At 67.5% G+C, this 23,685-nt stretch carries 19 protein-coding genes; 16 read left to right on the plus strand and 3 right to left on the minus strand.

The features are described 5' to 3' along the window. Window positions 1-58: 58 nt before the first annotated feature. On the minus strand, window positions 59-325 hold the full coding sequence (locus AB0I38_RS07125; protein ID WP_358463319.1) for a GntR family transcriptional regulator: 267 nt from the start codon (window positions 323-325) through the stop codon (window positions 59-61). A gap of 220 nt (window positions 326-545) precedes the next feature. On the opposite strand from AB0I38_RS07125, the gene AB0I38_RS07130 reads away from it, so the two are divergent. The 9 genes from AB0I38_RS07130 to AB0I38_RS07170 all read left to right on the plus strand — a co-directional run bounded on the left by AB0I38_RS07130 (window position 546) and on the right by AB0I38_RS07170 (window position 12,398). Continuing rightward, the gene (locus AB0I38_RS07130) at window positions 546-758 is read left to right on the plus strand and encodes a DUF397 domain-containing protein (protein WP_189126807.1); all 213 of its coding nucleotides are present in this window, start codon (window positions 546-548) and stop codon (window positions 756-758) included. Window positions 759-946: 188 nt separating this feature from the next. Continuing rightward, on the plus strand, window positions 947-1,243 hold the full coding sequence (locus AB0I38_RS07135) for a hypothetical protein (RefSeq protein WP_358463323.1): 297 nt from the start codon (window positions 947-949) through the stop codon (window positions 1,241-1,243). 88 nt (window positions 1,244-1,331) lie between these two features. After that, window positions 1,332-1,616, plus strand: a complete 285-nt coding sequence (locus AB0I38_RS07140) for a hypothetical protein (RefSeq protein WP_358463326.1) — start codon at window positions 1,332-1,334, stop codon at window positions 1,614-1,616. Between the two features lie 305 nt (window positions 1,617-1,921). After that, window positions 1,922-8,173, plus strand: coding sequence for an RHS repeat-associated core domain-containing protein (locus tag AB0I38_RS07145; protein ID WP_358463329.1), 6,252 nt, complete (start codon window positions 1,922-1,924; stop codon window positions 8,171-8,173). Between the two features lies 1 nt (window position 8,174). Continuing rightward, on the plus strand, window positions 8,175-8,600 hold the full coding sequence (locus AB0I38_RS07150; RefSeq protein ID WP_358463331.1) for a hypothetical protein: 426 nt from the start codon (window positions 8,175-8,177) through the stop codon (window positions 8,598-8,600). A 343-nt stretch (window positions 8,601-8,943) separates the two neighbouring features. Further along, the gene (gene istA / locus AB0I38_RS07155; RefSeq protein ID WP_358463334.1) at window positions 8,944-10,422 is read left to right on the plus strand and encodes an IS21 family transposase; all 1,479 of its coding nucleotides are present in this window, start codon (window positions 8,944-8,946) and stop codon (window positions 10,420-10,422) included. Continuing rightward, window positions 10,419-11,198, plus strand: coding sequence for an IS21-like element helper ATPase IstB (gene istB / locus AB0I38_RS07160; protein ID WP_358463337.1), 780 nt, complete (start codon window positions 10,419-10,421; stop codon window positions 11,196-11,198). Before istA ends, istB begins: the two co-directional genes overlap by 4 nt. Before the next feature lie 509 nt (window positions 11,199-11,707). Continuing rightward, window positions 11,708-12,082, plus strand: a complete 375-nt coding sequence (locus tag AB0I38_RS07165; protein WP_358463340.1) for a hypothetical protein — start codon at window positions 11,708-11,710, stop codon at window positions 12,080-12,082. Next, entirely contained in the window at window positions 12,075-12,398 is a 324-nt protein-coding gene (locus AB0I38_RS07170) for a DUF7134 domain-containing protein (protein WP_358463343.1), read from the plus strand. Before AB0I38_RS07165 ends, AB0I38_RS07170 begins: the two co-directional genes overlap by 8 nt. A 218-nt stretch (window positions 12,399-12,616) precedes the next feature. On the opposite strand, the gene AB0I38_RS07175 is transcribed toward AB0I38_RS07170, so the two are convergent. Then, window positions 12,617-13,966 carry an ISAs1 family transposase gene (locus AB0I38_RS07175; RefSeq protein ID WP_358463346.1) on the minus strand — a complete coding sequence of 450 codons (1,350 nt, stop codon included), beginning with the start codon at window positions 13,964-13,966 and terminating at the stop codon, window positions 12,617-12,619. A gap of 118 nt (window positions 13,967-14,084) precedes the next feature. On the opposite strand from AB0I38_RS07175, the gene AB0I38_RS07180 reads away from it, so the two are divergent. From AB0I38_RS07180 to AB0I38_RS07195, 4 genes are all read left to right on the plus strand, one after another. Next, window positions 14,085-14,240, plus strand: a complete 156-nt coding sequence (locus tag AB0I38_RS07180) for an HNH endonuclease (protein WP_358464126.1) — start codon at window positions 14,085-14,087, stop codon at window positions 14,238-14,240. A 6-nt stretch (window positions 14,241-14,246) separates the two neighbouring features. Then, window positions 14,247-14,717: a DUF4262 domain-containing protein gene (locus AB0I38_RS07185; protein ID WP_358463349.1), complete on the plus strand. Its 471-nt coding sequence runs from the start codon at window positions 14,247-14,249 to the stop codon at window positions 14,715-14,717. A gap of 238 nt (window positions 14,718-14,955) precedes the next feature. Next, complete coding sequence (locus tag AB0I38_RS07190) at window positions 14,956-15,459, plus strand: nucleotidyltransferase domain-containing protein (protein WP_358464129.1); 504 nt, start codon at window positions 14,956-14,958, stop codon at window positions 15,457-15,459. Next, entirely contained in the window at window positions 15,459-15,848 is a 390-nt protein-coding gene (locus AB0I38_RS07195) for a DUF5958 family protein (RefSeq protein ID WP_358463352.1), read from the plus strand. Before AB0I38_RS07190 ends, AB0I38_RS07195 begins: the two co-directional genes overlap by 1 nt. Window positions 15,849-15,991: 143 nt before the next feature. Here AB0I38_RS07195 and AB0I38_RS07200 read toward each other — a convergent pair whose 3' ends face one another. Next, window positions 15,992-16,159 (minus strand): transposase, encoded by a 168-nt coding sequence (locus tag AB0I38_RS07200; RefSeq protein ID WP_358464132.1) that lies wholly within the window; start codon window positions 16,157-16,159, stop codon window positions 15,992-15,994. A gap of 173 nt (window positions 16,160-16,332) precedes the next feature. Here AB0I38_RS07200 and AB0I38_RS07205 point away from each other — a divergent pair, with 173 nt between their 5' ends. From AB0I38_RS07205 to pglZ, 3 genes are all read left to right on the plus strand, one after another. Next, window positions 16,333-16,800, plus strand: a complete 468-nt coding sequence (locus AB0I38_RS07205; protein ID WP_358463355.1) for an NUDIX hydrolase — start codon at window positions 16,333-16,335, stop codon at window positions 16,798-16,800. A 108-nt stretch (window positions 16,801-16,908) separates the two neighbouring features. After that, the gene (gene pglY, locus AB0I38_RS07210; RefSeq protein WP_358463358.1) at window positions 16,909-20,880 is read left to right on the plus strand and encodes a BREX-2 system ATPase PglY; all 3,972 of its coding nucleotides are present in this window, start codon (window positions 16,909-16,911) and stop codon (window positions 20,878-20,880) included. Beyond that, window positions 20,877-23,684 (plus strand): BREX-2 system phosphatase PglZ, encoded by a 2,808-nt coding sequence (gene pglZ, locus AB0I38_RS07215; RefSeq protein WP_358463360.1) that lies wholly within the window; start codon window positions 20,877-20,879, stop codon window positions 23,682-23,684. The genes pglY and pglZ overlap by 4 nt, the downstream gene beginning before the upstream one ends. Window position 23,685 lies beyond the last annotated feature (1 nt).

Genomic DNA, 23,685 nt, shown 5'->3' on the forward strand with positions numbered 1-23,685 from the left:
GTTGGTGGCGTCAATCGGGCCTGGGGGCACATCGCCCGGAATGATTCTGTCCGAGGTGTTAGCGGTTGTCACCAGCCGCGCGCTCTGACTTCGGCTCGCTCTCGCGCACGAACGAGCCCCGCCCTGGGATGGTCTCGATCAGTTTGAGATCGTCTCGCAAGTAGGCGATTGCCTGGCGGATCGTTGGACGCGAGACGTCCAGCTCGCGCTCAAGCTGGACTTCGGAGATGACGTCGTTGTAGCCGATCTCACCTGCCCTGATCCTGCGTTGGATCTCGTCGGCGACCTGACGCCACTTTGGGATCCGTGGGTTGTATTCGATCACGGCCCAACTCTAGATAGACCATGTCTGGCAGGCATAGAAGGGTCTATATGCTCCTATGCTGATCGACCTTTACAGGCCATGACAGGTATGCAACCATGGGGCAGCGTGAATGGACCGCGACATGTCGAGGCGGTTGCGGGTCGAAAGCCCAGCCCAGGCGTGCTTATGCGCTGGGCGTGTACGCCCCGGCATCTGGGGCCAGACGGAAGGAGATCGCGTAATGGATCTGTACGGCAGTCACCTTGAAGGGGTGTCGTTCAGCCGGATGTGCGGCGGCAACCAGCAGGAGGAGGACATGGAGAGCTGTGTCCTGATCGCTCCGATTCCTGGCGTCGAGGATGCCTATGCCGTGTGTGACTCGAAGAACCCGGACGCCGGGACGCTCCGGTTCACCGGTGACGAGCTTCGGGCCGCCGGACTGACCACCATCTAGGCATCACCCCGAGCACGGCGGTCCCTGCCCGGTCGAAGCAGACAGGGGCCGCCGCCCCCAGCACTCTACGGGAGCGCCTCACCATGCATTGGCACGCCTATCAGTGGGTTGGCGCAGGCGCCGACCGTGGCAATGAGGCCGAGCGCCGTCCGGCCTCGCCCGACTTTCTCACCTCGATGGTGCCGCCGATGCGGACCGGTGACTGGCTGGTCAAGCCGGCGTCGCGGATCGCGGCGACGTTTCACGAGGTCGAGCAGGCGGCGGCCTGGATGGCGGGTGAGTACGGCAAGGTGCGTGGGGCGTTGCTCCTGCCCGAGAAGATCCCGCTTGAGGAGCGGCTGATCGGTGCGCGTGATCTGCTGCCGCGTGGCGTGGACGTGCAGTGGGGCGAGTGGCTGCACGGTGTCCGGTTCGTCACGATCGGCATGATCTGCTGCCCGAACCGGCATGTCCTGCATCCCTGCCCGACCGCGTCGTCCCGCTGAGCAGCCTGCGGCGGCTCGCCCACCGAGTTCACGTGGGTTCGGCGGGGGTCTCGGGAGACTGACGACGCGATCGGCCTTGGAGGTCGCCATGGTGGTGAAGGAGCTCCACGGCCCGCACGTGGCCCGCGCGCAGGAGGGGCACGAGGTGATCGACTGGTCCGACCCGGTGCCCAGGTGCGAGTCCGTCAGGGTGCGGAGCCACACGTGTGAGTGCCTGGTGACGGTGTACGAGTTGTGCGCGGCCGGCGGGCTGGTCCATATTCGCCGGACGGTGCGGGCGTCCGGCGGCAACCGGGTCAGCGAGAGCCCCTGGCTTCGTGCAGCCGAGGGAAACCGGCTGTGGGAGAGCCTTCTCGCAGGTGGCGCGCGGTAGCGCGAGAGGCCGTACTGACGTGGAACCGACCTCCGCTGGGACCTGCCGACTCGGGAAAGTGACGTAAATCACAGTGAGTGATTTGGTCCGGGAAAGCGGCTTCCGTGACACATGTGTTGACCAGCCCGGCATGGCATGTGTGATTGACCACTTCTGACTGTGAGCGTCGGGTAAGTGACGCTCCCGCCGTTGACCGATCTTCGTTCGTCGATCACATTCCGTTTGATCGTTCTTATGTCTGCCTTAGGCGCGTGAAAGGCCTCTTTGCCGAGGTCTGCGTCAGCGTGCCCTTGAAGGGATGCGGGATGCGGAGTCGACGTCTGCCGATGTTGTTCGCGGCGCTGATCATCGGGCTTTGCTCGCTGGTGCTGATCTCGAGCGTCGGGGTGCCGGACGGGCTGGTGTCGCGGGCCGCCGCAGCCGCGCCTGATCCGGAGCAGTCGGTGGACGGCCGGGCGGTGCCCGGCAGGAAGGCGGTCAAGGGTGCGGAGGAGTCCGTGCCGAAGGTCGAGCGGAAGAAGCCGGTGTGGCCGAAGGCGGGCGCCGCTGAGGTGCGCATGCCCGAGGTTGGAAAGGTCTCCGAGGTCGGGGCGCTGCCGGTGCGGGTTGGTCCGGTCGAGGGTGCGGGGGTGGACCAGGTCAAGGTGGAGACCTTGGCGCCGGAGGCGGTGCGCTCGCTGGGCGGGTTCGGCATCGCCGCGAAGGTGGCGCGGGCGGACGGCGGTGGCGCTCCCGGCAAGGTGCGGGCGGAGTTCTCCTATGCCGGGTTCCGGGATGCCTATGGCGGAAACTTCGCCGGTCGGCTGCAACTGGTGCGACTGCCCGCATGTGTGCTGGAGACGCCGCGTCCGCGCTCGTGCGTGGTGCGGCCGATGGTGGTGGCGTCGGTCAATGACGTCAAGGCGGGGACGCTGACCGCGGAGGTGGAGGCGACTCCGCTCGGCGCTGTCGCGCCGCAGGTCAAGCCGATGACGCCGGGCAAGGACAAGAAGGCGGCGGCCGCGAAGGCGGCGCAGGCGGCGCTTGAGGCGCAGTTCGCGGCGGGGTCGGTGTATCTCCTGGCGGCCGGCCTGACCGGACCGGACGGGAACTGGGGCGCGACGGATCTGAAGCCGGCGGGCACCTGGCAGGCGGGCACGTCCGGTGGCGGATTCGACTATGACGTGCCGCTGCCCGAGGCGCCGTCGCCTGCGGGTAACGGCCCGGATCTGTCGCTGCAGTACGACGCGTCGTCGGTGGATGGGCAAGGGCGGTGGACCAACAACCAGTCCGGCGTGGTCGGGGTGGGCTGGGATCTGAACGCGGGGTTCATCGAGCGGCGCTATCGGCGCTGCTATGTGGACAACTGGTACAGCGATGACACCGGTGAGTTGATCTGGAAGGCCGAGGAGCTGGGCATCGGCGGGAAGGCGTTGTGCTGGGAGTCGCCGGACCAGAACGACGGTGATGCGTCCACCAATGATCAGACGCAGTCGGATCTGGTGCTGTCGGCGGGTGGCCGGTCGGCGTCGATCGTGCAGGACCGTACGTCCGGCGCGTGGAAGACGGTGCCGGACTTCGGCTGGAAGATCGAGCAGGTCGCCGGGGGCGCGGATGGTCAGCCGTACTGGAGGATCACCAGCCAGGACGGTCAGGTGTGGCGGTTCGGCTACAACCGGGACGCCCAGTGGCAGACGCCGTACGTGGGTAACGAGCACGACCCGCTGGTGGTGGCCGATGAGCCGTGTTACGACCGCTACTACTACGACGAGATTCCGCCGACGTGCACCGGAGTGTGGCGGTGGAACCTGGACCAGGAGGTCGACAGCAACGAGAACGTGATCGACTACTCCTACACCCGCGAGACCAACTACTTCTGCCTGCCCTCGTGCCTGCACGAGACCTACCGGGTGCTGCCCTACGACCGGGGCGGATTCCTGGCCGAAGTGCGGTGGGGGCACAACACGCAGGTGGCCGGTAGCGTGCCGACGGCGCGCACGATGTTCACCACTGCCGCACGCGATGGCGATGACATCCCCACCGACCTGCTGTGCACGACGCAGGTGGGGTGCGCCAACGACGCGATCGCGTTCTACTCCACCCGCAAGCTCACCGCGGTGCGGACAGAGTCCAAGAACCCGACCTCGGGCGTGTGGGATCCGGTGGACCGGCTGGACTTCACGCACGAATGGATCTACCAGCGCACCGACTATGCCTGGGCCTACGACCCGGTGATGTGGCTGGACACCGTGCAGCAGACCGGTCTGGCGGGCGGGTCGCAGGCGGTGTTGCCGCCGCTGGACTTCGACGCGGTGATGCTGGCCGGAAAGATGGACTACGACACCATGTCGGACTGGACCGACCTGCTGTCGTGGCGGATGGTGCCGCGCATCGCAGCCATCCGCAACGGGATGGGCGGCCGCGTCGAGGTCACCTACGGCCAGGCCGACCCGTGTGGCGGCGGCAAGGGCCGCGTCGGCGGCAACTATCTGGCCGACCAGGTCGGTGACTGCTATCAGGTCGACATGGGCAGTGACCCCGACCAGGGGTACGAGACCTGGAGCCGGTTCTTCAAGCAGCTCGCGGTCAAGGTCGTCGAACGCGACATGGTGGCCGGCTCGCCGGACATGGTTCACGCCTACGAGTTCGTCGGCAGCCCCCGCTGGAACGACCCGAGGCAGCCGGCCGAGCCCGGTCAGGCACCTCCCGCATCGGACTGGCGCGGATACAGCCAGGTCCGCACCGTCGAAGGCGCCGGCACCGATCCGTCCGGCTACACCGTCACCACCCGCACGTTCCTGCGCGGCACCGGGGAGACGGTCACCAACTTCGACGGCGGCACCGTCACCGACGTGCCGATCCTGCAGGGCAACGTGCTGCAGGAACAGTCGTGGAAGATGACCGCGCTCAGCCCGCGCGCCTACACCGAGGTCGACTCCACCCGGTATGAGTACACGATCCAGAACACCGGCAACGGTCCCGGCACCATGGACCCGGCGTACGTGCTGACCACCCGGGAGCGATCGCGCGAGAAGCTCAGCACCGGCGCCTGGCGCTACACCGACGAGCGAACCGCCTACAACGCCGACGGCCTGCCGATCAAGGTCAACGACTACGGCCAGGAAGGCGTCGCCGGCGACAACACCTGCACCAGCTCCACCTACGCCCGCAACACCGACCCCGGCCAGTGGCTGACCGCCTTCCCCTCCGTCGTCGAGGAACGCGCCGGCGACAACTGCACGACGGGGACGCTGATCGGCAAGACGATCACCTTGTACGACCTGGGCACCGACCCGGCCACCAACAAGCCCAGCGACGGCAACCCCACCGAGGTCCGCTCCTACGCCAACGCGAGCACCATCTCCACCGCCAAGGCGACCTTCGACGACTACGGCCGTTCGCTGACCTCGACCGATCCGCTGGGCAGGACCACCACCACCGCCTACAGTCCGGCGACCGGCTGGCCCGGCACCGGCGTGACCACCACCAACCCGCTCGGTCACACCGTCACCGCCAAGCTGTCGCATGTGCAGGGTGAGCCGGTCCTGGTCACCGACGCCAACGGCAAGGTCACCGAGATCGACTACGACGCGCTCGGCCGTACCACCGCGTTGTGGAGACCTGGCCAGCCGCGCAGCGGCGGCACCCCCACAGCCACCGTCGCTTACACCATTCCGTTCGACGGCTGGTCAGGCCAGCCCACCGCGCCGATCAAGACCACGGTCAACCAGTTGCTGTCCGGCACCGGCGGCAACGCCAAATGGACCACCACCCACAGCTACGACGATGGCCTCGGCCGCACTCGGGAGGCGCAGACCGCCTCACCGTCCGGCGGGCGGATCGTCACCGCCACCACCTACGACCTGCGCGGGCTGACCGCGACGGAGTCCGAGCCGGTGCACAACACCGCCCAGCCCGGCAGCGGCCTGCTCAACCCGGCGACCACCGCTCTGCCGCAGTGGACCAAGACCGTCTACGACGCCCAGGAACGCCCGGTCGCGGCGATCGCCTACCACTTGGGCACCGAACTACGCCGCACCAGCACCGCCTATCCGGGCAGCGAGCGCACCGAGGTCACCCCGCCGGTCGGCGGCAAGACCGCCACCGTCACCGACGTGTTCGGCCGCACCGTCAAGGTCGAGGAATGGTCGGACGCCACGAGCCACGCCGACACCGGCTACGGCTACGACCTGAACGGCAACCTCGCCACGATGACGGACGCCAACGGCAACGTCCGCACCTACACCCATGACTGGCTCGACCGGCGCACCGCCGCCACCGACCCCGACGCCGGCACCTCCAGCCACGGCTACGACCTGGCAGGACGACAGCTCTGGAGCATCGACGGCAACAACCAGAAGATCTCCAGCAAGTACGACCAGCTCGGCCGCCGTATCAGCCAGTGGGCCGGCGAGCCGGACACCGGGACGAAGCTCGCCGAGTGGACCTACGACACCGTGGCCAAGGGCCAACCCACCGCCGCCACCCGTCACGCCGGTGGCCGGGCCTACACCCAGACGGTGACCGGCTATGACAGCGACTATCGGCCGGCCGCGACCAAGGTCACCGTTCCGGCCGGCGAAGGCGCGCTCGGCCGTGATTACGCCTTCGCCTCCGTCTACGACGCCGCCGGGAACCTGCGCGAGCAGACGCTGCCCGAGGCCGGTGGCTTACCGGCGGAGAAGCTGACCTTCTCCTACACCGATCTCGGCTTCGCCAAGGGCATGACGTCCGACCTGGCCGGCGGGTTCACCTACGTCAAGGACACCGCCTTCACGTTGACCGGCAAGCTGGAAAGCCGATCCCTCGGCACGAACGGCCAGATCAAACGCCTCCTCGAACGTGACCCCACCACCGACTGGCTGTCGCGCGTCACCACCCAGACCAAAGCGAACACTCCCACCCCGGACACCGTTCAGGACGACCGCTACAGCTACAACCTCGCCGGCAACATCACCCGCGTCCTGGACGCCGCCTCGGCCACGAGCGGCACCGTCGGCCAGTCCGAATGCTTCACCCACGACGGCCTGCTCCGGCTCAAGACCGCCTACACCACCACCGCGAGCTCCTGCACCGGCACCGGCGACGGCCTGGGCATCGACCCCTACAACCAGGCCTACGCCTACGACAAGGTCGGCAACCTCACCACCCTGACCGACAACGGCCAAGCCGCCAGCTACACCTACCCCGCACCCGGCCCCACCGCGGTCCGCCCGAACGCGGTCACCGCGATCACCCGCCCCGGCGGCACCGACACCTACGCCTACGACAACGCCGGCCAACTGGCCGCCCGCACCGTCGCCGGCGAACAGGCCACCCTCACCTGGAACCCGCTCGGCCAGCTCGACCAGGCCGCCATCGACGGCCAGAACACCGCGATGGTCTACGACGCCGACGGCCAGCGCCTGCTCCGGCGCGACCCCGACGGCAGCACCACCCTCTACCTCGGCCCGATCGAGCTGCGACTGGCCGCAGGACAGGTCACCGTCAAGCGCTACTACAGCGCCTCCGACGCATCCCTGATCGCCATGCGCGAGACCAGCGGTCTCACCTGGATGCTCGCCGGCCAGCATGGCAGCACCCAACTCGCGGTCAACGACACCACCGGCTCTGTCAGCCGGGAGCGCTACCTGCCCTTCGGCAAGCGCCGAGGCACCGACGACCTGCCCTTCACCGACCGCGGCTTCCTCGGCAAGACCGAAGACCCCTCCACCGACCTCACCTACCTCGGCGCCCGCTACTACGACCCCGCCATCGCCAAGTTCATCTCCACCGACCCCGAACTCGACCTGCGCACCCCCGAATGGGCCAACCCCTACAGCTACGCCGCCAACAACCCCATCGACCAATCCGACCCCGACGGCCGCCGCGTCGACACCGGCAACCGCAAGTCCGACAAAACATTCTCCAAGACACACAAGCCCAGCGGCCAGAAAAAGAAGCCGTATGAGATCAAGCTTGAGAAAAAGCACAAGAAGGCTGTCGCGGCTCAGGGCCGGAAGGATCGGCGGATCAGGGCTCGCGCAAACGCTCGAGACGCGCAAATACGCGATAAGAAGGAGGCCGGCGAGAGCTTCCGGCAGCGAGAACAACGCACGACTGATAAGGCTCAGCTTTGCAAGCGTTCCCGTGAGTGCGGGAGCGGAACTGTCCACGAGACCGACGATGTGTCGATCATCCTTGGCGTAGTCACCGGCATCGGAGGCGTCGCAAAGACTGCGGTGAGCGGTGGGGTCAAAGCCGTGGGGAAGGTTTTTGTCGGGAAGACCGCAGGGCCGCGCCCCAAGACGGACGGTAAATGGTTCCCTGATCGGAAGCTCCCGCGTGATAAAAATGGTAATCCGAAGTCCGAGTCCAACTCCCCCCACACGCAACTAGGATGGAAGAAGGGGAGGCGCGATAAGTACCCTCAGGCGCGAGAGTTCGGCGATAATGGTGAGGTGATGCGAGACTACGACTTCACCGATCACGGGCGGCCCGATATCCCGGGCCACGAGAACCCTCATCAGCATCGATACACAGAAAATCCGACAGGTGGAAACAAAAAGCGCGGTCCAGCAGAACCCTGGGGATGGTGACATGTCCACTGTCGTAATACCCATGCACAGAGAATCCGGAAGCGCCGTCGGGCTCACTCGGATTCTCAACAAGATTCCTGCAAATATGTGGACCTGGAGCATACTGGAACTTTGGGGAACAGGCGCTGCACCTCAAGGGATGACGATGCAGTCTTTCGAAGAACTTATCTCGTCCTCCGATGTCGGCTATCCGCTGAGCTGGCGCGAGCTGATAGGGGTCGCTTCCGGTCTAGATCAAATCCACGACTGTCTGATCGTGGCCACTGAATCCCGTCGCGCCCTCTCACGTCAAATTGTCCGGCAGGCTTCAAATCCAGAACTTCTCGTAGTGATCGAAGGTTTGGACAGCACTCAATGGGACATCGGGATCAACGAACATCTCGATGGAGCTGAGGAAATAAGAGAGCGGCTCGCGTCACTGAAGTGATCTCGTGCGCCCAGTAGAGCAGGAGGTGAAGCCGTGACGCAGCGGTGGATCTTGTTGTTCGTAAGCTCGTCGTCGCTTGCCGGTGTGAGTCCGGTCCGGGTAGCTGCCAGGAGGCCCGGTAGCAGGCTGGCGGCTTGGTCTGGAAACGGATCAGGTCGAAGCTGTCCGTGGCCATGTAAAAGTCCCCACAGGTGGCCACTTCGAGGTCACCACTGATGGCCGGTTTAGGTCCCCACTTCTTCTTACGCGCTGTGCGCGTGTCGCGAGGAGGGGTGTGCCCTGAGCGGTGATCGTGACGGTGTCAGCCAGTCACGAGATCACCGCTCAGGGGGTCTGCCCGGCCATGAAGTCTTCGGGGGAAGTCATGGACATCATCGCCGCCTACCGCGAGGTAGGCACCTATCGCGGAGCCGCCGACATGTGCGGCACCACGCACAAGACCGTCAAACGCATCATCGAGCGGGCGCTGGCCGGGGACAAGCCGCCGAGCCGCAGACGGCGCGAGCACAACTTCGATACGGTCGCCGATCTGGTGGCCGAGAAGGTCAAGAGCACAGCCGGGAAGATCTCGGCCAAACGGCTGCTGCCGCTGGCCCAGGCCGCCGGCTACGAGGGTTCGGCGCGTAACTTCCGGCGGTTGGTCGCCGAGGCGAAGAAGACGTGGCGGCGCGCTCATCATCGCGGGCGGCGGCCGGCGGTCTGGACTCCGGGCGAGATGCTCGTCATCGACTGGGGCGATGCGGGTGGCGGGCTGCATGTGTTCTGCGCGGTGCTGGCCTGGTCGAGGGTGCGGTTCGTGCGCTTCGCCGCCAACGAGCGGGCCGCCACCACGCTGGCGTTGCTGGCCGAGTGCTTCGAGGAACTCGGCGGGGTGCCCAAGGTCGTGCTAGCCGATCGGATGGGCTGTCTGAAGGGCGGCGTGGTGGCCAACAAGGTCATCCCCACCAGCGATTACGTGCGCTTCGCCACCCACTACGGCTTCCGCCCGGACTGGTGCGAGGCGGCCGACCCGGAATCGAAGGGCATCGTGGAGAACCTGGTCGGCTATGCCAAACGTGACCTGGTCGTGCCGCAGGCGCCGTTCGACGACCTGATCGCCGCCAACGTGGCCGCCCGCCAGTGGTGCGCCGAGGTCAACACGGTGACGCATTCAGAGATCTGCGCCATCCCGGCCGAGCGCCTGATCGGCGAGCGGGAACTGCTGACCGCGCTGCCGTCGCTGCGGCCGGCGATCGGCAGAGCGCCGGTCACCCGCAAGGTCGACCGGCTGTCGTGCGTGCGGTTCGGCTCGGCCCGCTACTCGGTGCCCATGCGGCTGATCGGCACCCGGATAGCGATCAGCGAAGAGCAAGGCAGGCTGCTGATCTGTGACCTGGCCACCGGCGAGATCGTCGCCGAGCATATGGCGGTCGCGCCCGGCGAGGCGTCGGTGGCCGATGAGCACTACGGCGGTCCCCGGTCCGCGCCCCGCCGCGCCGCCCGCCCTCGAACCGAGGCGGAGAAGGCGTTCCTGGCGCTCGGCCCGGTGGCCGAATCGTTCCTGACCGGCTCGGCCGCCGCGGGCAACACCCGGCTGTCCGGCGACCTGGTCGAGTTGGCCGCGCTGCAGGCCGCGCACGGTGAGCAGGCGCTGATCGCGGCGCTGGAGCGGGCGGTGAGTTTTCGCCGCTGGCGGGCCGAGGACGTGCGCTCGATCCTTGCCGCCGGCGCCGGGACTCCGCAGCCGGCGCCCGCCGGTGACGCGCTAGTCCTGGAGTTGCCGCCGGTCCCGACCCGGTCGCTGGCCGAGTACACCCTGGACAAGATCGGACAGGTGTCATGACCGCTCCCGCGCCCGCGCCGCTGGCCGCCGACCTCGACGGCGCGCTACGCCGCCTGAAACTGTCCGCCATCCGCCGCCTGGCACCCGAGCTGCTGGTCACGGCCCGCACGCAGCGCTGGAACCCCGAGGAGTTCCTGCGCACGCTCATCGACGCCGAACTGGCGGCGCGTGACGCCTCCAACGCCCGCGCCCGGATGAAGGCCGCCGCTTTCCCCGTGATCAAGACCATCGAGGAGTTCGACGTCGCCGCCTCCTCGATCCCGCGCGCGACGTTCGACTACCTCGCCTCGCTGGAATGGGTCCGGGCGGCGGAGAACTACTGCGCGGTCGGCCCGGCCGGCACCGGCAAGTCCCACAGCCTCATCGCGCTGGGCGTCGCCGCGGTCCAGGCCAGGCACAAGGTCCGCTACTTCACCGCCGCTGAACTGGTCGAAACGCTCTACCGGGGGCTGGCCGACAACTCCGTCGGCCGGGTGATCGAGAACCTGCTACGCGCCGACCTGATCATCATCGACGAGGTCGGGTTCGCCCCGCTGGATGACACCGGCGCCCAGCTGCTGTTCCGCTTCGTCGCCGCCGCCTACGAGCGGCGCGCGCTCGGCATCGGCTCACACTGGCCCTTCGACCAGTGGGGACGCTTCCTACCCGAACACACCACCGCCGTCAGCCTGCTGGACCGGCTCCTGCACCACAGCATCGTCGTGGTCACCGAGGGCGAGTCCTTCCGGATGAAACAGGCACGAACCAGGACACCAGCACGCCTCACCAAGAAGTAGTCAACTACGAACACGCGGGGACTTTTACACGGCCACCAGCGGCGACACGCACTTGGCCGTTGACAGAAGCCCAGCGTCATAGGCCCTGCAAGTAGGGGGAGCGACGGTGCGGTCCGTAGCAGGAAGCGAAGCCTGCGGCGTCGTTACTCAGCCCGCCTTCGGGTGGGACTAGGGAGTGCCGAGCCTCTCGAAACCGGGGCGAAGGCCATGGACGCGGTGAAGAGCCTGGAAGCAGCCGTCAAGGACTCCCCGGCGTATGGGGCGCGGAACGTGCCGATAGTGGCGGCGGGAACTGGGGAGGCTTTCCCCGGCCCGGCAACCTGCGGAAGCTTGTCTTCGTTGCCGGAGCATCGCGCCCTATAACCGGTCGGAGCCGGGAAATGGGTGGCGAGCCGGGTGGGCGTCGGAGGCGGCCATAGTACCGATCGAGCCGACCGGACAACACAACCGGCGGCGATGGGAAGGGCCGCTGCTTCGTCGATGCGCAGCGACTGTGAGGGAGCGGCCCGGTGAGTGCCGGTCAGGCTAGTCCCGCCGCGAAGGGATCACCGGAACCACGGGTTCCGCGTGATCCGGTCCGTGCCCTGCAGCATGCGCTTTACCGGGCGGCCAAGGCCGATCCCGGACGGAGGTTCCACGCGCTGTTCGACAAGGTCTGCCGCAGAGACGTGCTGCAGCGCGCGTGGGTTGCGGTGCGCGCCAACAACGGCGCACCGGGTATCGACAAGACCACCCTGGCCGAAGTCGAGGAGTACGGAGTCGACCGGCTCCTGGACGAGGTGGCCGCCGAACTGCGGGAGCGGCGATATCGGCCGCTGCCGGCGCGGAGAGTCCTGCCATCAGGCCGTCCTTCGCGAGTGGTCGAGCCGGGCGGTGGTGCGTGACGCCGGGCTTGCGCTCGCGCTGCTCGCGGTGTGCGTGCTGGTCAACGATCCGGTCACGATGGTGCCCAAGCACACCGCGAGGTTGTTCGGAATGGCGTGGCCGGCCGGGTCGTGGATCTGGTGGGGCGCTACCTTGGCCGCGGTCGCCGGCGTGGCGCTGCGCGGCCGAAGGCCGGTGCCGATGCTGGTGCTGTGCGTGCTGTCGGCGGCGGTGCACCTGGCCTTGCGAGTGCCGGTCACGATCGTTGATCTGGCCACGCCGGTCCTGCTCTACACCGTCGCCCCCAGGATGGCCTGTAGGGGGCCGGTTACGTAGAGATTGCATTGACTAAGCTACTGAACCTTTCCCTGTAGCCGCTCATGGCGGTACGTGATCGCTTTACACGGTTCTTCCGTACTAGACGGAGGCAAGCTGATCAGGTTCGATCCGCCTTGATTCTTCGGCCCCTACCGAAAGCAGGATCCGATGAACTGGACCCACCACTGGGTCAGGGCCCCGGCGTTGAGTCGCTTTATCCGGTGTCGTCATGTTGGTCATAGGGCGAAGACGGCGAAAGCGGCGTCGTGGTTGAGGAGGTCTCGGCGGGCGTGCGCGATGTTGGCCCGGCCCGCCAGTCGGGCGGTGCTGATCGCCAGGTTGCGGAAGCTGGTCATCGCTCTGGGCGCGGCACCCACCCTGACCTGGGAGTGGTCTTCTCGGAAGGTTGTATCGCGGATCCAGTGCAGCCGGTTTTCCACACACCAGTGTGAGCGTTCGTAGTGGTTGAGGTGGGCGGGGCCGGCCAGGTCGGCGGGCAGGCTGGTGATGCCGTACACGATTTCCTTGCTGGTCCACGCGCCGTCCAGGCCGCCGACGTCACGGCGGAGCCGGAATGCCTGCCGGGCACCGGGAAACAGGCCATCGCCGGTTTGGGTGGTGCGGATGGTCCGGCGTTCGGTACGGCCGTGCCCGCGATCGTCGTCGATGGCGGTGGTGTCGATCCACTCGAGGTCCGGGCCTGTCAGCAGTGCGCGGGCGGCCTCATGGGCGAGCGGCTGGTTGGCCTTGACGATGAGGACGTAGTGGGCGGCCAGTTGCTCGGTGATCAGACGGGCGGTGGCCTTGGTGGTGTGCAGAGCGTCCAAGGTCAGGACCATCCCGGCCACATCGAGTCCGGCCAGCAGCGTGCGCGCGGCCGGTCCTTCGCCGCGTTTGCTCTCGACCTGGCGCTGGCCCAGGATCAGGCCGCTTTCGTGACTGATGGCGCCGACCAGGAAGACGCGGCTGTGCTGGCCGGTCCGGGCGCCGCGGACGGCTTTGCCATCCAGAGCGGCAGCAGGCAACAACCCTGGTGGGGCCGGGTGAGTGACCTTCCGGGAGGCGGCGCGGCGTTGCTCACGCTCGGGCGGGCCGGGTGTGTCCGGGATATGCGGGACCGGCACCCGCTGGGTGAGGACATCGCAGACATAGCCGCTGACGGCCGCATCCAGCGCGTCGCCGTCCACACCGGCCAGGACTCGGCGGAAAGTGCGTTCGCTGGGCAGCACGAACAGGCCGGTGAGCGGGTGTCGGCTGGCGCCCAGGCGCTGGAGTTTCTCCTGGGAGGCGCGGGTGGCCCACTGCCAGATCGCCGTGATGCTGTCGCCGCCGACCACCAGCGTCGCGCACGCGGTCAACGTCAAGATGACCGGCAGCGGATGACGGCGGCCACGGGTCGAACGATGATCGGGGACGGACGCCAATCGGGCCATCAACGCCGATTCCATCGCGATCGGGTCAGTGGCCAGTTCCGCTTCCCACAAGACGAGGTCGGTGAACTGGCTCAGAAGGGGGACGGCCGGAACGGCGATCGGGGAAGATGGGGACACGAGCGCGACTCCTGTGATGATCTTCGGCTTAGACACCTGAAAGATCAGCAGAAGTCGCGCTCTTCCGTTCTCGACCTGACCGAACAGTCAACATCGTCATACCGCATCAGAACCCGAGAACGCCGGGGCCCTGACCACTGGGTGGTCGTGCGTGATGGCAGAGTTTACAAAGCGTGGAGTTACACCCCCTCAAGATGAATGGCAGATCGATCACATTCGGCCTAAGTCGAGAGACGGGTCGGGCGGCCCCTCTAACGGCCAGGTCTTATGTCGAGTCTGCAACAGGGAAAATGGGACAACTGAAGGGTGATTTCTTGTGAGTGGTGCACTGGAAGGATCGGATCTGAGTTCGATTCAACAGAAGATTCATAGCGATTTGGCAGCCCAAGGGTGGAGTTGGATTTGGGCTTTCGACCCTGACGTTGACCACTCTCCCTTTGCCTACAGCATCGGGTTCGGTTCCACTTTTGATCATCCCGAAGTGATCGTAGCTGGACTTCCGGAGGAGACTTCAGGAAGCGTCTTGAGCTCAGTTCGAGCCATGCTCGCTGAGGGGCGCACATATGGAGATGGTGACGTCTCGGATGACATTCTTGAGGGGTTTACTGTGCAGTTCCGGGCAATCCCACAAGATCTACTGATCGCTAACCTGGTACAAGCGTCGGTGTTCTACGGGGAGAGGTCTTTCGGTGGGCTCCAGCTGGTTTGGCCGGATAGAGATGGGAACTTTCCCGGTGAAGAAGGCACGCCTACCTGGCTGAGTAACCGACAAGCCTTGTCGATGTAGCCGGGGATCAGGTTGTGCTGACGATCGTCACAGGTTCCTCCCGGGCCGCCAACATCGACCTGGTCCTAGACTCGATGACTCACGGGGTGGCTGTCCCTCCTGATTCAAGAGTGCTCCTCGCTCTGGAAGGTTGTTGATCTCGACAATCCGCCAGATCAGGGGCACTCTTTGCTGTCTATCGGGTCACTTCATCCCGAATCTCCTCAAGACTTATGAATAGCTGAGGCAAGCAAACACGCTGCGGCCGGGGCAGTATCTGCGGACAAGCGCGGGAACCTACGTCCAAGTCTCGGCGATCACCGCGTGGACATCCGCAGACCAGCGTGTCCACAACCTCGCCGTGGCCGACACGCACACGTACTATGTAGAAGCAGACACGACGCCCGTCCTGGTGCATAACAGCGGCCCGTGCGGGCTTAGAACTCCTGAGGAAGCGGGGATTCTTCCTAGCGAGGTCCGGCGCATCCAGAACGCAGCGAATAGGATGGGGGCCCGGATTGTAGTGGTAGGCAGTCGTGCAGGCGGTACCGCTAAGGCAGATTCGGACTGGGACTACATATTGTCCGGCAAGACAGGCCGAGTAAGGAGCAGGGCTGCAAGCTCGCTGCCCGAGGGGATCGGCGGAGATTGGCGGGGCCGGAGACGAGGGCAGGACATCTTCCAGGATTACAATCCGGATGCTCCGGGGTACGCCACCTTGGACCCTGAGCGCCCGCACGTCATCTTCGATCCGGAGCCGTGATGAGCAAACGATCTATTATCCTGAATGAACTAAGCCAAGGGCGCCGCCCACTCCAGGAAGGGATTGGCTGGTTCAAGGCGCTGCCGCTAGATGAGCGACGTGACGTGATTCGAGAGCTGTCTTCTTACGCTCTTCAGGCGAGGGCTGCAACTGAGGATGCTGCAGAGAGTATCGCCCGCGCAGGGGTGAAGCCCACGGCGACTCCGGCTGTCCTGATTTCGCGTGGGCCAATCCGTGAGCAGCTGGCTAAGATAGGGAATCTACCAGAAGCCGAGATGGTAAAATCATTTAGGATATTGCTGGCACTTCTATCGATCTCGGATGCCCGTAGGCGTGAGATTGATTGCGCTAATGGGTGCACGCATTCGTGGCATAACTTGCGCGATTAGACGTTACTAAGCAGAAACTGGGCTACTGGACCGTAGCTCGGTTACCGGTGAGGTGATGTAGCGCAGGTCCTGATCCCGGAAGAAGCTGCGAACAATCCCGGGTGTTGCCTGAAGTCGGTCGACGGATCGCTCGATCCTGTCGGTCAGTTCCTCCACAGACCGGACGACTTCTTCCAGACCCACTCGTCGGGATTGAGCTCCGGCGAGTACGGGGGCAGGAAGAAGATGCTCAGCCGCCCCTTGGTGGACTTCACGAACGCTTTCGTCTCCGCCGACCGATGTACCGGATGCCCATCGAGGATCAGGAAAATCTTTCCAGGGGGCGGATCTTAAAGTGGATGTACATCGCCATGGACTCAAGGAAATAGCTTCAAGAATCAGGAAGTTCGAAGCACAAGGCCAGTCGAACCCATCGCCGACGAAGTTCAAACAGTCAGATGATCTTGCGGCGATCATTCTCGCTCGTTGATCAGAGGAGCTATGCATGGATGGTCCCGACCGTCTCGGTCCCGGTGGGAAGCCTCAGTATCTGGTGGAGCGTAACGCTGGATATTTTGAGTACCAGCTTCCCATATCAGTCAAGCTTGTCATCGATATAGACGGCAAAATACCGCTGCTCATGAATGAGCGAGACGAGTGGGAGCTTCCAGGAGGAAAGCTGGAAGTCGGCGAAACTCCCGAAGTGTGCGTGTGTCGAGAAGTATACGAAGAGCTCAATCTCACCGTCACAGTCGAATCGATCATCGATACGTGGGTTTACGAGATCACGCCGCTGCGTCATACATTCATCGTGAGCTACGGCTCGACATATCAAGGTAACGAGGAGATCCGAAGCTCTGACGAGCACAAAAAGTTGGGCCTGTTCGAGTACGGCGAAGTCCCCGACCTCCACATGCCGGAGCAGTACAAACGAAGCATCGCGCGATGGCAGAAGATTCCCGCGAAATGCTGAAACTTCTCGGGGGCATCGGCCGGAACACGCCGACCGGCTCATCGCCACCTGCGGGGAGGCTGCGTTCGGTATCGTCGGGCGCGGCGTCGAAGGAGAGGTCTCCCCCCCATGCTCCAGCACCCCCTGCTCCGCGAAGTCATCGACATCAAGGAGTCGATCTCCACCTCCGATTTCGTGCTGAGCCTGGCAGAGGCCGTGACCCCCGAGGGGGCCGAGCGCGCGCTCAGGGACTACGTGGTCACCGAACGGCTGCTGGAGAACTTCGACGAGGCGATCGGCCTGATCAAGTTGGCTCTCGACGGGCACACGTCCAAGGCGGCCTACCTGCACGGCTCGTTCGGCTCCGGTAAGTCGCACTTCATGGCGGTGCTGTACGCCCTGCTCAGCCGCAACCGGACCGCCTGGCGGCGCACGGAGTTCGACCCTGTGCTCACCAAGCACGAGTGGCTGGAGCGCGAGGCCAAGAAGTTTCTCCTGGTGCCCTACCACATGCTGGGGGCCAAGGCCCTGGAGCAGCGGGTGCTCGGCGGCTACGTCAGCCACGTCAAGAAGATGCACCCGGACGCGCCCACCCCGCAGGTCTACCGGACGGACGCGCTCTTCACCGACATCAGGACGATGCGTGCGCGGATGGGCGACGACGCGGTCGTCAAGGGGCTGAGCTTCGGCGACGGGGACGGCGGTGAGGACGACGAATGGGGCGAGTCGTTCTCCTGGACGCCTGCCCTGCTCGACACCGCCCTGGGCGCGGAGGAGTCGCACGACGGCGCTCCGCTCGATCTGGTGCATCCGACCACCCCGGCCGAGCTGCGCGCCAAGCTCGTACAGGACGCGAGCACGAGCCTGCTGCCGGGCTTCGCGCAGAACGCGGCCGAGGACGAGCACGGGTTCATCTCGCTGGACGCCGGCCTGTCGGTGATCGCCGAGCACGCCAGGTCGCTCGGTTATGACGGGCTCATCCTCTTCATGGACGAGCTGATCCTGTGGCTCGCGACGCTCATCCACGACCAGAGGTTCGTCGCCCGCGAGGCCAGCAAGATCACGAACTTCGTGGAGGGGAGCGACGCCCGGCGGGCCATCCCGATCATCTCGTTCATCGCGCGCCAGCGTGACCTGCGCGAGCTGGTCGGCGAGGAGGTGTCGGGCGCGGCCGAGGCGTCCATCCAGGACACGCTCAGCCTCGCCTCCGGACGGTTCGACAAGATCACTCTGGAGGACCGCAACCTGCCGCAGGTCGCCCACGCCCGCGTGGTCAGGCCGAAGGACGACGAGGCGGCGGCGCTGGTCAACGCCGCGTTCGAGCGGACCAAGAAGGTCGGCCCGCAGGTCTGGGACACGCTGCTCGGCTCCGACAAGGGCACCACCGGCGCGGACGAGGAGTCGTTCCGCCTGACCTACCCCTTCTCGCCCGCGTTCATGGACACGCTGGTCCACATCTCCTCCGCTTTGCAACGTTCCCGTACTGGTCTCAAGCTGATGGGGCAGCTTCTCGCCGACCACCGCGATCACCTGCGGCTGGGCGATCTCGTCCCGTTGGGAGACCTCTACGAGGTGATCTCGGCGGGTGGCGACAAGCCGTTCGTGGACAGCCTGAAGGTGGTCTTCGAGGCCGCCGACCGGCTCTACAAGACCAAGCTCCGGCCTTACCTGCTCGGCGTCAACGAGGTCACCGAGGACGACGTCGAACGCTACCTGCACCGGCCCGAGGCGATCACCGATCCCGGGCTGGCCCAGCGGTGCCGGGTGTTCGTCGGCGACAACCGGCTGATCTGCACGCTGCTGCTGTCGGCGCTCGCGCCGAGCGTGCCCGCGCTGAGCGACCTGACGATCCGGCGGCTCGGCGCGCTCAACCACGGCTCGGTGACCGCGCCCATCCCCGGCAGCGAGGTCGGCATCATCAAGGCCAAGGTGGCCGACTGGGCCGCCCGCTTCCCGGAGATCAAGGAGACCGGCACCGACGCCAACCCGGCGGTGCGGCTGGAGCTCACCGGCGTCGACGTCGACTCGGTCCTGGCCAACGCGGCGGTCAACAACAACCCGGGCAACCGGATCGCCCTCGCCAAGAAGCTGCTCGCGGCCGAGTTGGGCGTGGACCGTCCCAACGGGCGCCTGGGCGCCGACGAGCTGCGGCTGGTCTGGCGCGGCTCCGAACGCGTCATCGAGGTGATCTTCGGGAACATCGCCGACGAGGACGAGCTCCAGGACCACGACCTGCAGCCACAGCTCGACGGTCAGTGGCGGATCGTCGTGGACCTGCCCTTCGACGAGGGCGACTACGGGCCGGTCGACGACGTCAACCGGATGCGCGACCTGCGCGAACGCCCCCGCGAGGGCAGGCCGCCGCAGACGGTCGGCTGGGTGCCCGCCCATCTGTCGGTCCAGCGGATGGCCGACTTCCAGCGGCTCGTGGTCATCGACAAGGCGCTCTCCGACGAGCACCGCTTCGCCACCCAGTACGCCGGCCACCTCAACGCCGACAACCGGGCACGGGCCAAAGGGCTGCTGGAGACCCAGCGCGACGCGCTGCTCAAGCAGGTGCGGACGGCCTTCAAAGGGGCGTACGGCCTGGACACGAAGAAGGCCGCCGATGTCGAGCTGGGCTTCGAGGAGCACTTCGCGCCGCTGCCGGACCTGGCGGGGCTGACCGTCTCGTTCGGGCAGTCGCTGCGCGACGCCATCCGGCATCTCGCGGGGCAACTGCTGGCCCACCAGTTCCCCGCCCACCCCGAGCTGGACCGCGACGCCACCGGCATCGCGGTGAGACCGGCCGACGCCAGGACGGTCTTCGGTCATGTACGGGCCGCCGCCGAAGCGCGTGATCGGCGGGTCGAGGTGCCGGCCAAGGACCGCAAACTGATGGGACACCTCGCCGAGCCGCTCGGGCTCGGCCTGCAGAAGGAGGCGTACTTCGAGCTGTCCACCCGGTGGGCCGACCACTTCCGGCGGGAGGCGCAGCGAGAGGGCGTCACCGGCGACCTCAGCGTGATCACGCTCACCGACTGGACGGATCGGCCCGAGCGGCGCGGCCTGGAGTCGTTCCTGGTCAATCTGGTCGTCGCCGCCTTCGCCGAGATGGACGACCGGGTGTGGGTGCGCGAGGGGACCCCGCTGGAGCCGGCGCCGGAGCTGTCGCAGATCAGGCCGCGTGACGCGCTGCGCAGCCAGCCCCTGCCGGGCGAGGCCGACTGGGCTGAGGCGCGGCAGCGGTTCGAGGTCGTCTTCGGCGGCAAGGCGCCGGCGCTGCGGCGTGGCCGCATGGTCAACCAGTTCGCCCGGCAGATCACGGACGCCGCGCGGGAGCTCCGCGAGCCCGCGGCCGGGCTGGTCCGCCAACTGGAGACGCACGCCGGTTTCCTCGCGCTGGACGACACCGATGAGAGCGGGCGGTTCGCGCTGGCCCGGCGCTCGGTCGAGCTGCTCACGGCGCTGCGGGAGGCGGGGCACGGCGCGGGCGGCGCGAAGAGGATCATCGAGACGCTGGCCCGCTTCGACCTGGGACAGGTGAGCGCCGACCGCTACGGCACCTCCATCAAGCGGGCGCACGACGTGGAGCAGGCGCTGGCCGGAGCCGCCTGGGACACCCTGGAGCTGGCCCAGGGGCAGGGCGCCGAAGGGCTGGCGCTGCTGGAGTCCTTGCGCCGCGCGGCGGGCTCCGACCAGCGGACGGCCGACCTCGTCGAGGCGCTGGGCAGCACGCGGGGCAAGGTCACGGCGCTGATCAGGCGCCGCCAGATTCCGGAGCCGCCGCCTCCACGCCCGGGAGTCACGGGCGGCATCGGCTCGACCGGCGGCATCGGCTCGACCGGCGGAAGCGGTCCGATCGGCCTGACCGGTTCGACCGGCCAGACGGGCGGGAACAGCCCGGTGGGTGGGACCGGCCTGGGTGGGACCGGCCAGACCGGCGGCTTGGGAGGGGCCGGCACCCTGCCGGTCGAGCCCGCCTCCGCGCCTGGCCGTTCGGGACGGAAGCGTACGAAAGCCGCTAAAGCGGTGGAGGAGCTGCGAGCGGAGTTGGCTGAGCTGGTGGCCAGGGAGCCAGACGCCGACATCGAGATTTCCTGGCAGGTCGTGGAGCGATGAGCACCGCCGTCACCGTCGCGGTGCGGCTCAACGCCGTGACCGTCGCCCAGTACCTGTCCTCCCAGTCGTCGCTGACCGGCTCCCCGGGCGAACGGCGACGGGTCGTGCTCCTGCGTTCCGCTCCGCAGTGGGACGGGCCGGGCGAGCTCGAGTTCGGCCTAGGACTACGGGCCCGGGTGGCCACGGCGCCGTCGCCGCTCGCCGTACACGAACTGATCCTCGGTCACCTGGCCGGCGCAGGCGACCCCGGCGTGCTGGTCGTGCTGACCGACAGGGAGCAGACCGAGCTCGACCCGGCGATCCTCGCTCGGGCGCACAAGCAGCGCGTCCAGGCCGTCGACGGCTGGAACGTCGTACGGGAGGCGTTCGTGGCCGAGCAGGTCGACGCGCGACTGCGTGAGGACGACTGGGCGGCCGAGGCGCTGCTGGACGCCACCCCGCCGGGCGGCTGGCCGCCGCTGGCCGGAGGGGTGCTGTCGCGACGCGCCGCGCTGTCCACGCTGGCCCTGCGCCGGCTCGGGCTCGGCCGCTACAGCGACGATCCACGGCCTGACGACGAAGGGCTCGACACCCATGCCCTGATGCGGTGGTCGCTCACCCCGGGAGGCCCGGAGCGGTTGCTGGCTCTGCGCGGCCCGGAGCGCGCCGGCCTGGCGGCGTTCCTGGGTGAGGACGACCAGGCGGGCCGGGCGCTGCTCACTCTGGTGGTGGCCGGGCATGGGCCGGACTCGGTGGCGTTCGGGCTGGTGTGCGCGGCGCTGTGGCTGCACTCCGAGGCCGACGAGCGGACCTACCGCGCGCGAGGCCGGGCGGAGCGGTGGTTCGGCGAGGAACCCGCCGTGGCGGGGGAGGCGCTGGACGCACTGGTCGTCCCGTTCGGCAGGGCCTGCGAGGAGTTCGTGACAGCGCTGCTGACGGCGGGCCGTGCCGACGGCGACGAGGAGCACGCCCGCCAGGCGCGGCGGATCACCGCCAGGGTGCTGGACCGCGCCGGAGGGCTGGCCAGGCAGTTCGGCGCCGAAGACGCGGCGTCGGCGAGCCCGGTCCTGGCCGCCGGGCTCGACGCCCGGTTCGCGGCGGCCGGCCGGGCGCTGGCCGGCGGGGACCCGCGGTTGATCGCGCGCGCCGTGCGGGAGCTGGGCGCGCACCGCCTCGCGGCCGACCCGGACGCGCGGGTGCGGATCACGCGGGCGCGGATGGCGCAGCGGCTCGTCCAATGGCTCGCGAACGATCCCACCACCGAAGCCGTGACGGTGGCGGCGGCGATGGACCGCCACATGTCCGAAACCGGGTGGGCGGACCAGGCGCTCGAACACCTTGAGGCAGGTGGTGACCCCGAACCCGCACTCCGGGCGGCCTACGACGGGCTGGGGGCCCAGGTCCGCGAGCGGCGGCGGGCGATCGACCACTCCTTCGCCCGGAGGCTCGCGGTGGGCACCGACCCCGGTGGCATGCTCACCGTCGAGTCCTTCCTGACGCGGGTGGTCAAGCCCGTGGTGGGCGGCAAGGCGGAGCGGCGGGTGCTGCTGCTCGTACTGGACGGGATGAGCGCGGCCATCGCCACCGAGCTGGGGGAGCAACTGCGGCGGCACTGGGCCGAATACGATCCGCTGCCGGGCGAGCAGGCTCCCCGGCGGCGCGCGATGGCGGCCGCCCTGCCCACTCTGACCACGACCTCCCGCACCTCCCTGTTCGCCGGGAAGCTGCTGAAGGGCACGCAGGCCGACGAGAAGCGGCTGTTTCCCGCGCACCGCTTCTGGGGCGGCGGCCAAGCGGCCGTGTTCCACAAGGACGATCTGCGCGCAGCCGGCGTCGGCGACGCGTTCGGTCCGGAGCTCACCCAGGCGCTGGCCGACGACCGCACCCATGTCGCGGTGGTGCTGAACACGATCGACGACCGGCTCGGCAAGGAGCAGAAGCTCGGCGACGGCGCCTGGCGGCTTGACGACATCGGCAAGCTCCGCGAGCTGCTGCGGGTGGCGGCGGACCAGGGCATGGCGGTCCTCCTCGTCAGCGACCACGGGCACGTGGTGGACCGGCACGGGATCAAGCTCGACGGCGACGGGATCGCCTCCGCCCGCCACCGCGCGCCGGGCGGGCCGGTGCGGGAGACCGAGATCACCCTCTCCGGCCCACGGGTGGTGTGGCCCGAGCCGGGCGCCGAGATCGTGGCCCTGTGGGACGCCGACTCCCGCTACACCTCGCAGAAGGCCGGCTACCACGGCGGCGCCTCGATCGCCGAGTTCACCGTCCCGGTGCTGGCGTTCCTGCCCTTCGGCGCGGAGCCGCCCAAGGGCTGGCGGGAGCTGGGCGACCAACGCCCGGCCTGGTGGTCCCTGGAACCCCTGGAAGAGACACGACCTGCCGCTCCCGCGCCTCCGCCCAAGAAGGCCGCGAAGCGGCCGAAGCCGCGGCCCGAACCGGGAGACGCGCTGTTCGACGTGGTCCTCGCTCCGGCGGAGGACGCGCTGCTCGCGCCCCGTCTCCTGTCGCCCGCCGACCGGTTGGCCGACGCGCTCCTGGCCTCGCAGACCTTCGGCGAGCAGGTGGACCTCCTGGCGCGCAAACCCCCCATGGACAAGGTCGACCAGGCGATCCGTGTCCTTCTCGACGCGGGCACCCTCCCGGCCACCGCCCTGGCGCAGCGCATCGGCTACCCGGCCACTCGGGCCGACGGCTTCGCCGCCGTGCTGCGCCAACTCCTCAACTACGACGGGGTGCAGGTCCTGGAGACGCTTCCGGACGGGCGGACCCTGCGGCTGAACACGGCACTGCTGCGGGACCAGTTCGAGCTGGGACACTGAT

Source organism: Nonomuraea cavernae, from assembly GCF_040655715.1.
GTDB classification, from domain to species: domain Bacteria; phylum Actinomycetota; class Actinomycetes; order Streptosporangiales; family Streptosporangiaceae; genus Nonomuraea; species Nonomuraea cavernae_A.

What these genes read in the sequence shown, in the direction of transcription:
- AB0I38_RS07130 (WP_189126807.1), top strand. Translation starts at nt 546, where the DNA reads ATGGATCTGTACGGCAGTCACCTTGAAGGGGTGTCGTTCAGCCGGATG.
- AB0I38_RS07135 (WP_358463323.1), top strand. Translation starts at nt 947, where the DNA reads ATGCGGACCGGTGACTGGCTGGTCAAGCCGGCGTCGCGGATCGCGGCG.
- AB0I38_RS07140 (WP_358463326.1), top strand. Translation starts at nt 1,332, where the DNA reads ATGGTGGTGAAGGAGCTCCACGGCCCGCACGTGGCCCGCGCGCAGGAG.
- AB0I38_RS07145 (WP_358463329.1), top strand. Translation starts at nt 1,922, where the DNA reads ATGCGGAGTCGACGTCTGCCGATGTTGTTCGCGGCGCTGATCATCGGG.
- AB0I38_RS07150 (WP_358463331.1), top strand. Translation starts at nt 8,175, where the DNA reads ATGTCCACTGTCGTAATACCCATGCACAGAGAATCCGGAAGCGCCGTC.
- istA (WP_358463334.1), top strand. Translation starts at nt 8,944, where the DNA reads ATGAAGTCTTCGGGGGAAGTCATGGACATCATCGCCGCCTACCGCGAG.
- istB (WP_358463337.1), top strand. Translation starts at nt 10,419, where the DNA reads ATGACCGCTCCCGCGCCCGCGCCGCTGGCCGCCGACCTCGACGGCGCG.
- AB0I38_RS07180 (WP_358464126.1), top strand. Translation starts at nt 14,085, where the DNA reads ATGGCAGAGTTTACAAAGCGTGGAGTTACACCCCCTCAAGATGAATGG.
- AB0I38_RS07195 (WP_358463352.1), top strand. Translation starts at nt 15,459, where the DNA reads ATGAGCAAACGATCTATTATCCTGAATGAACTAAGCCAAGGGCGCCGC.
- AB0I38_RS07205 (WP_358463355.1), top strand. Translation starts at nt 16,333, where the DNA reads ATGGATGGTCCCGACCGTCTCGGTCCCGGTGGGAAGCCTCAGTATCTG.
- pglY (WP_358463358.1), top strand. Translation starts at nt 16,909, where the DNA reads ATGCTCCAGCACCCCCTGCTCCGCGAAGTCATCGACATCAAGGAGTCG.
- pglZ (WP_358463360.1), top strand. Translation starts at nt 20,877, where the DNA reads ATGAGCACCGCCGTCACCGTCGCGGTGCGGCTCAACGCCGTGACCGTC.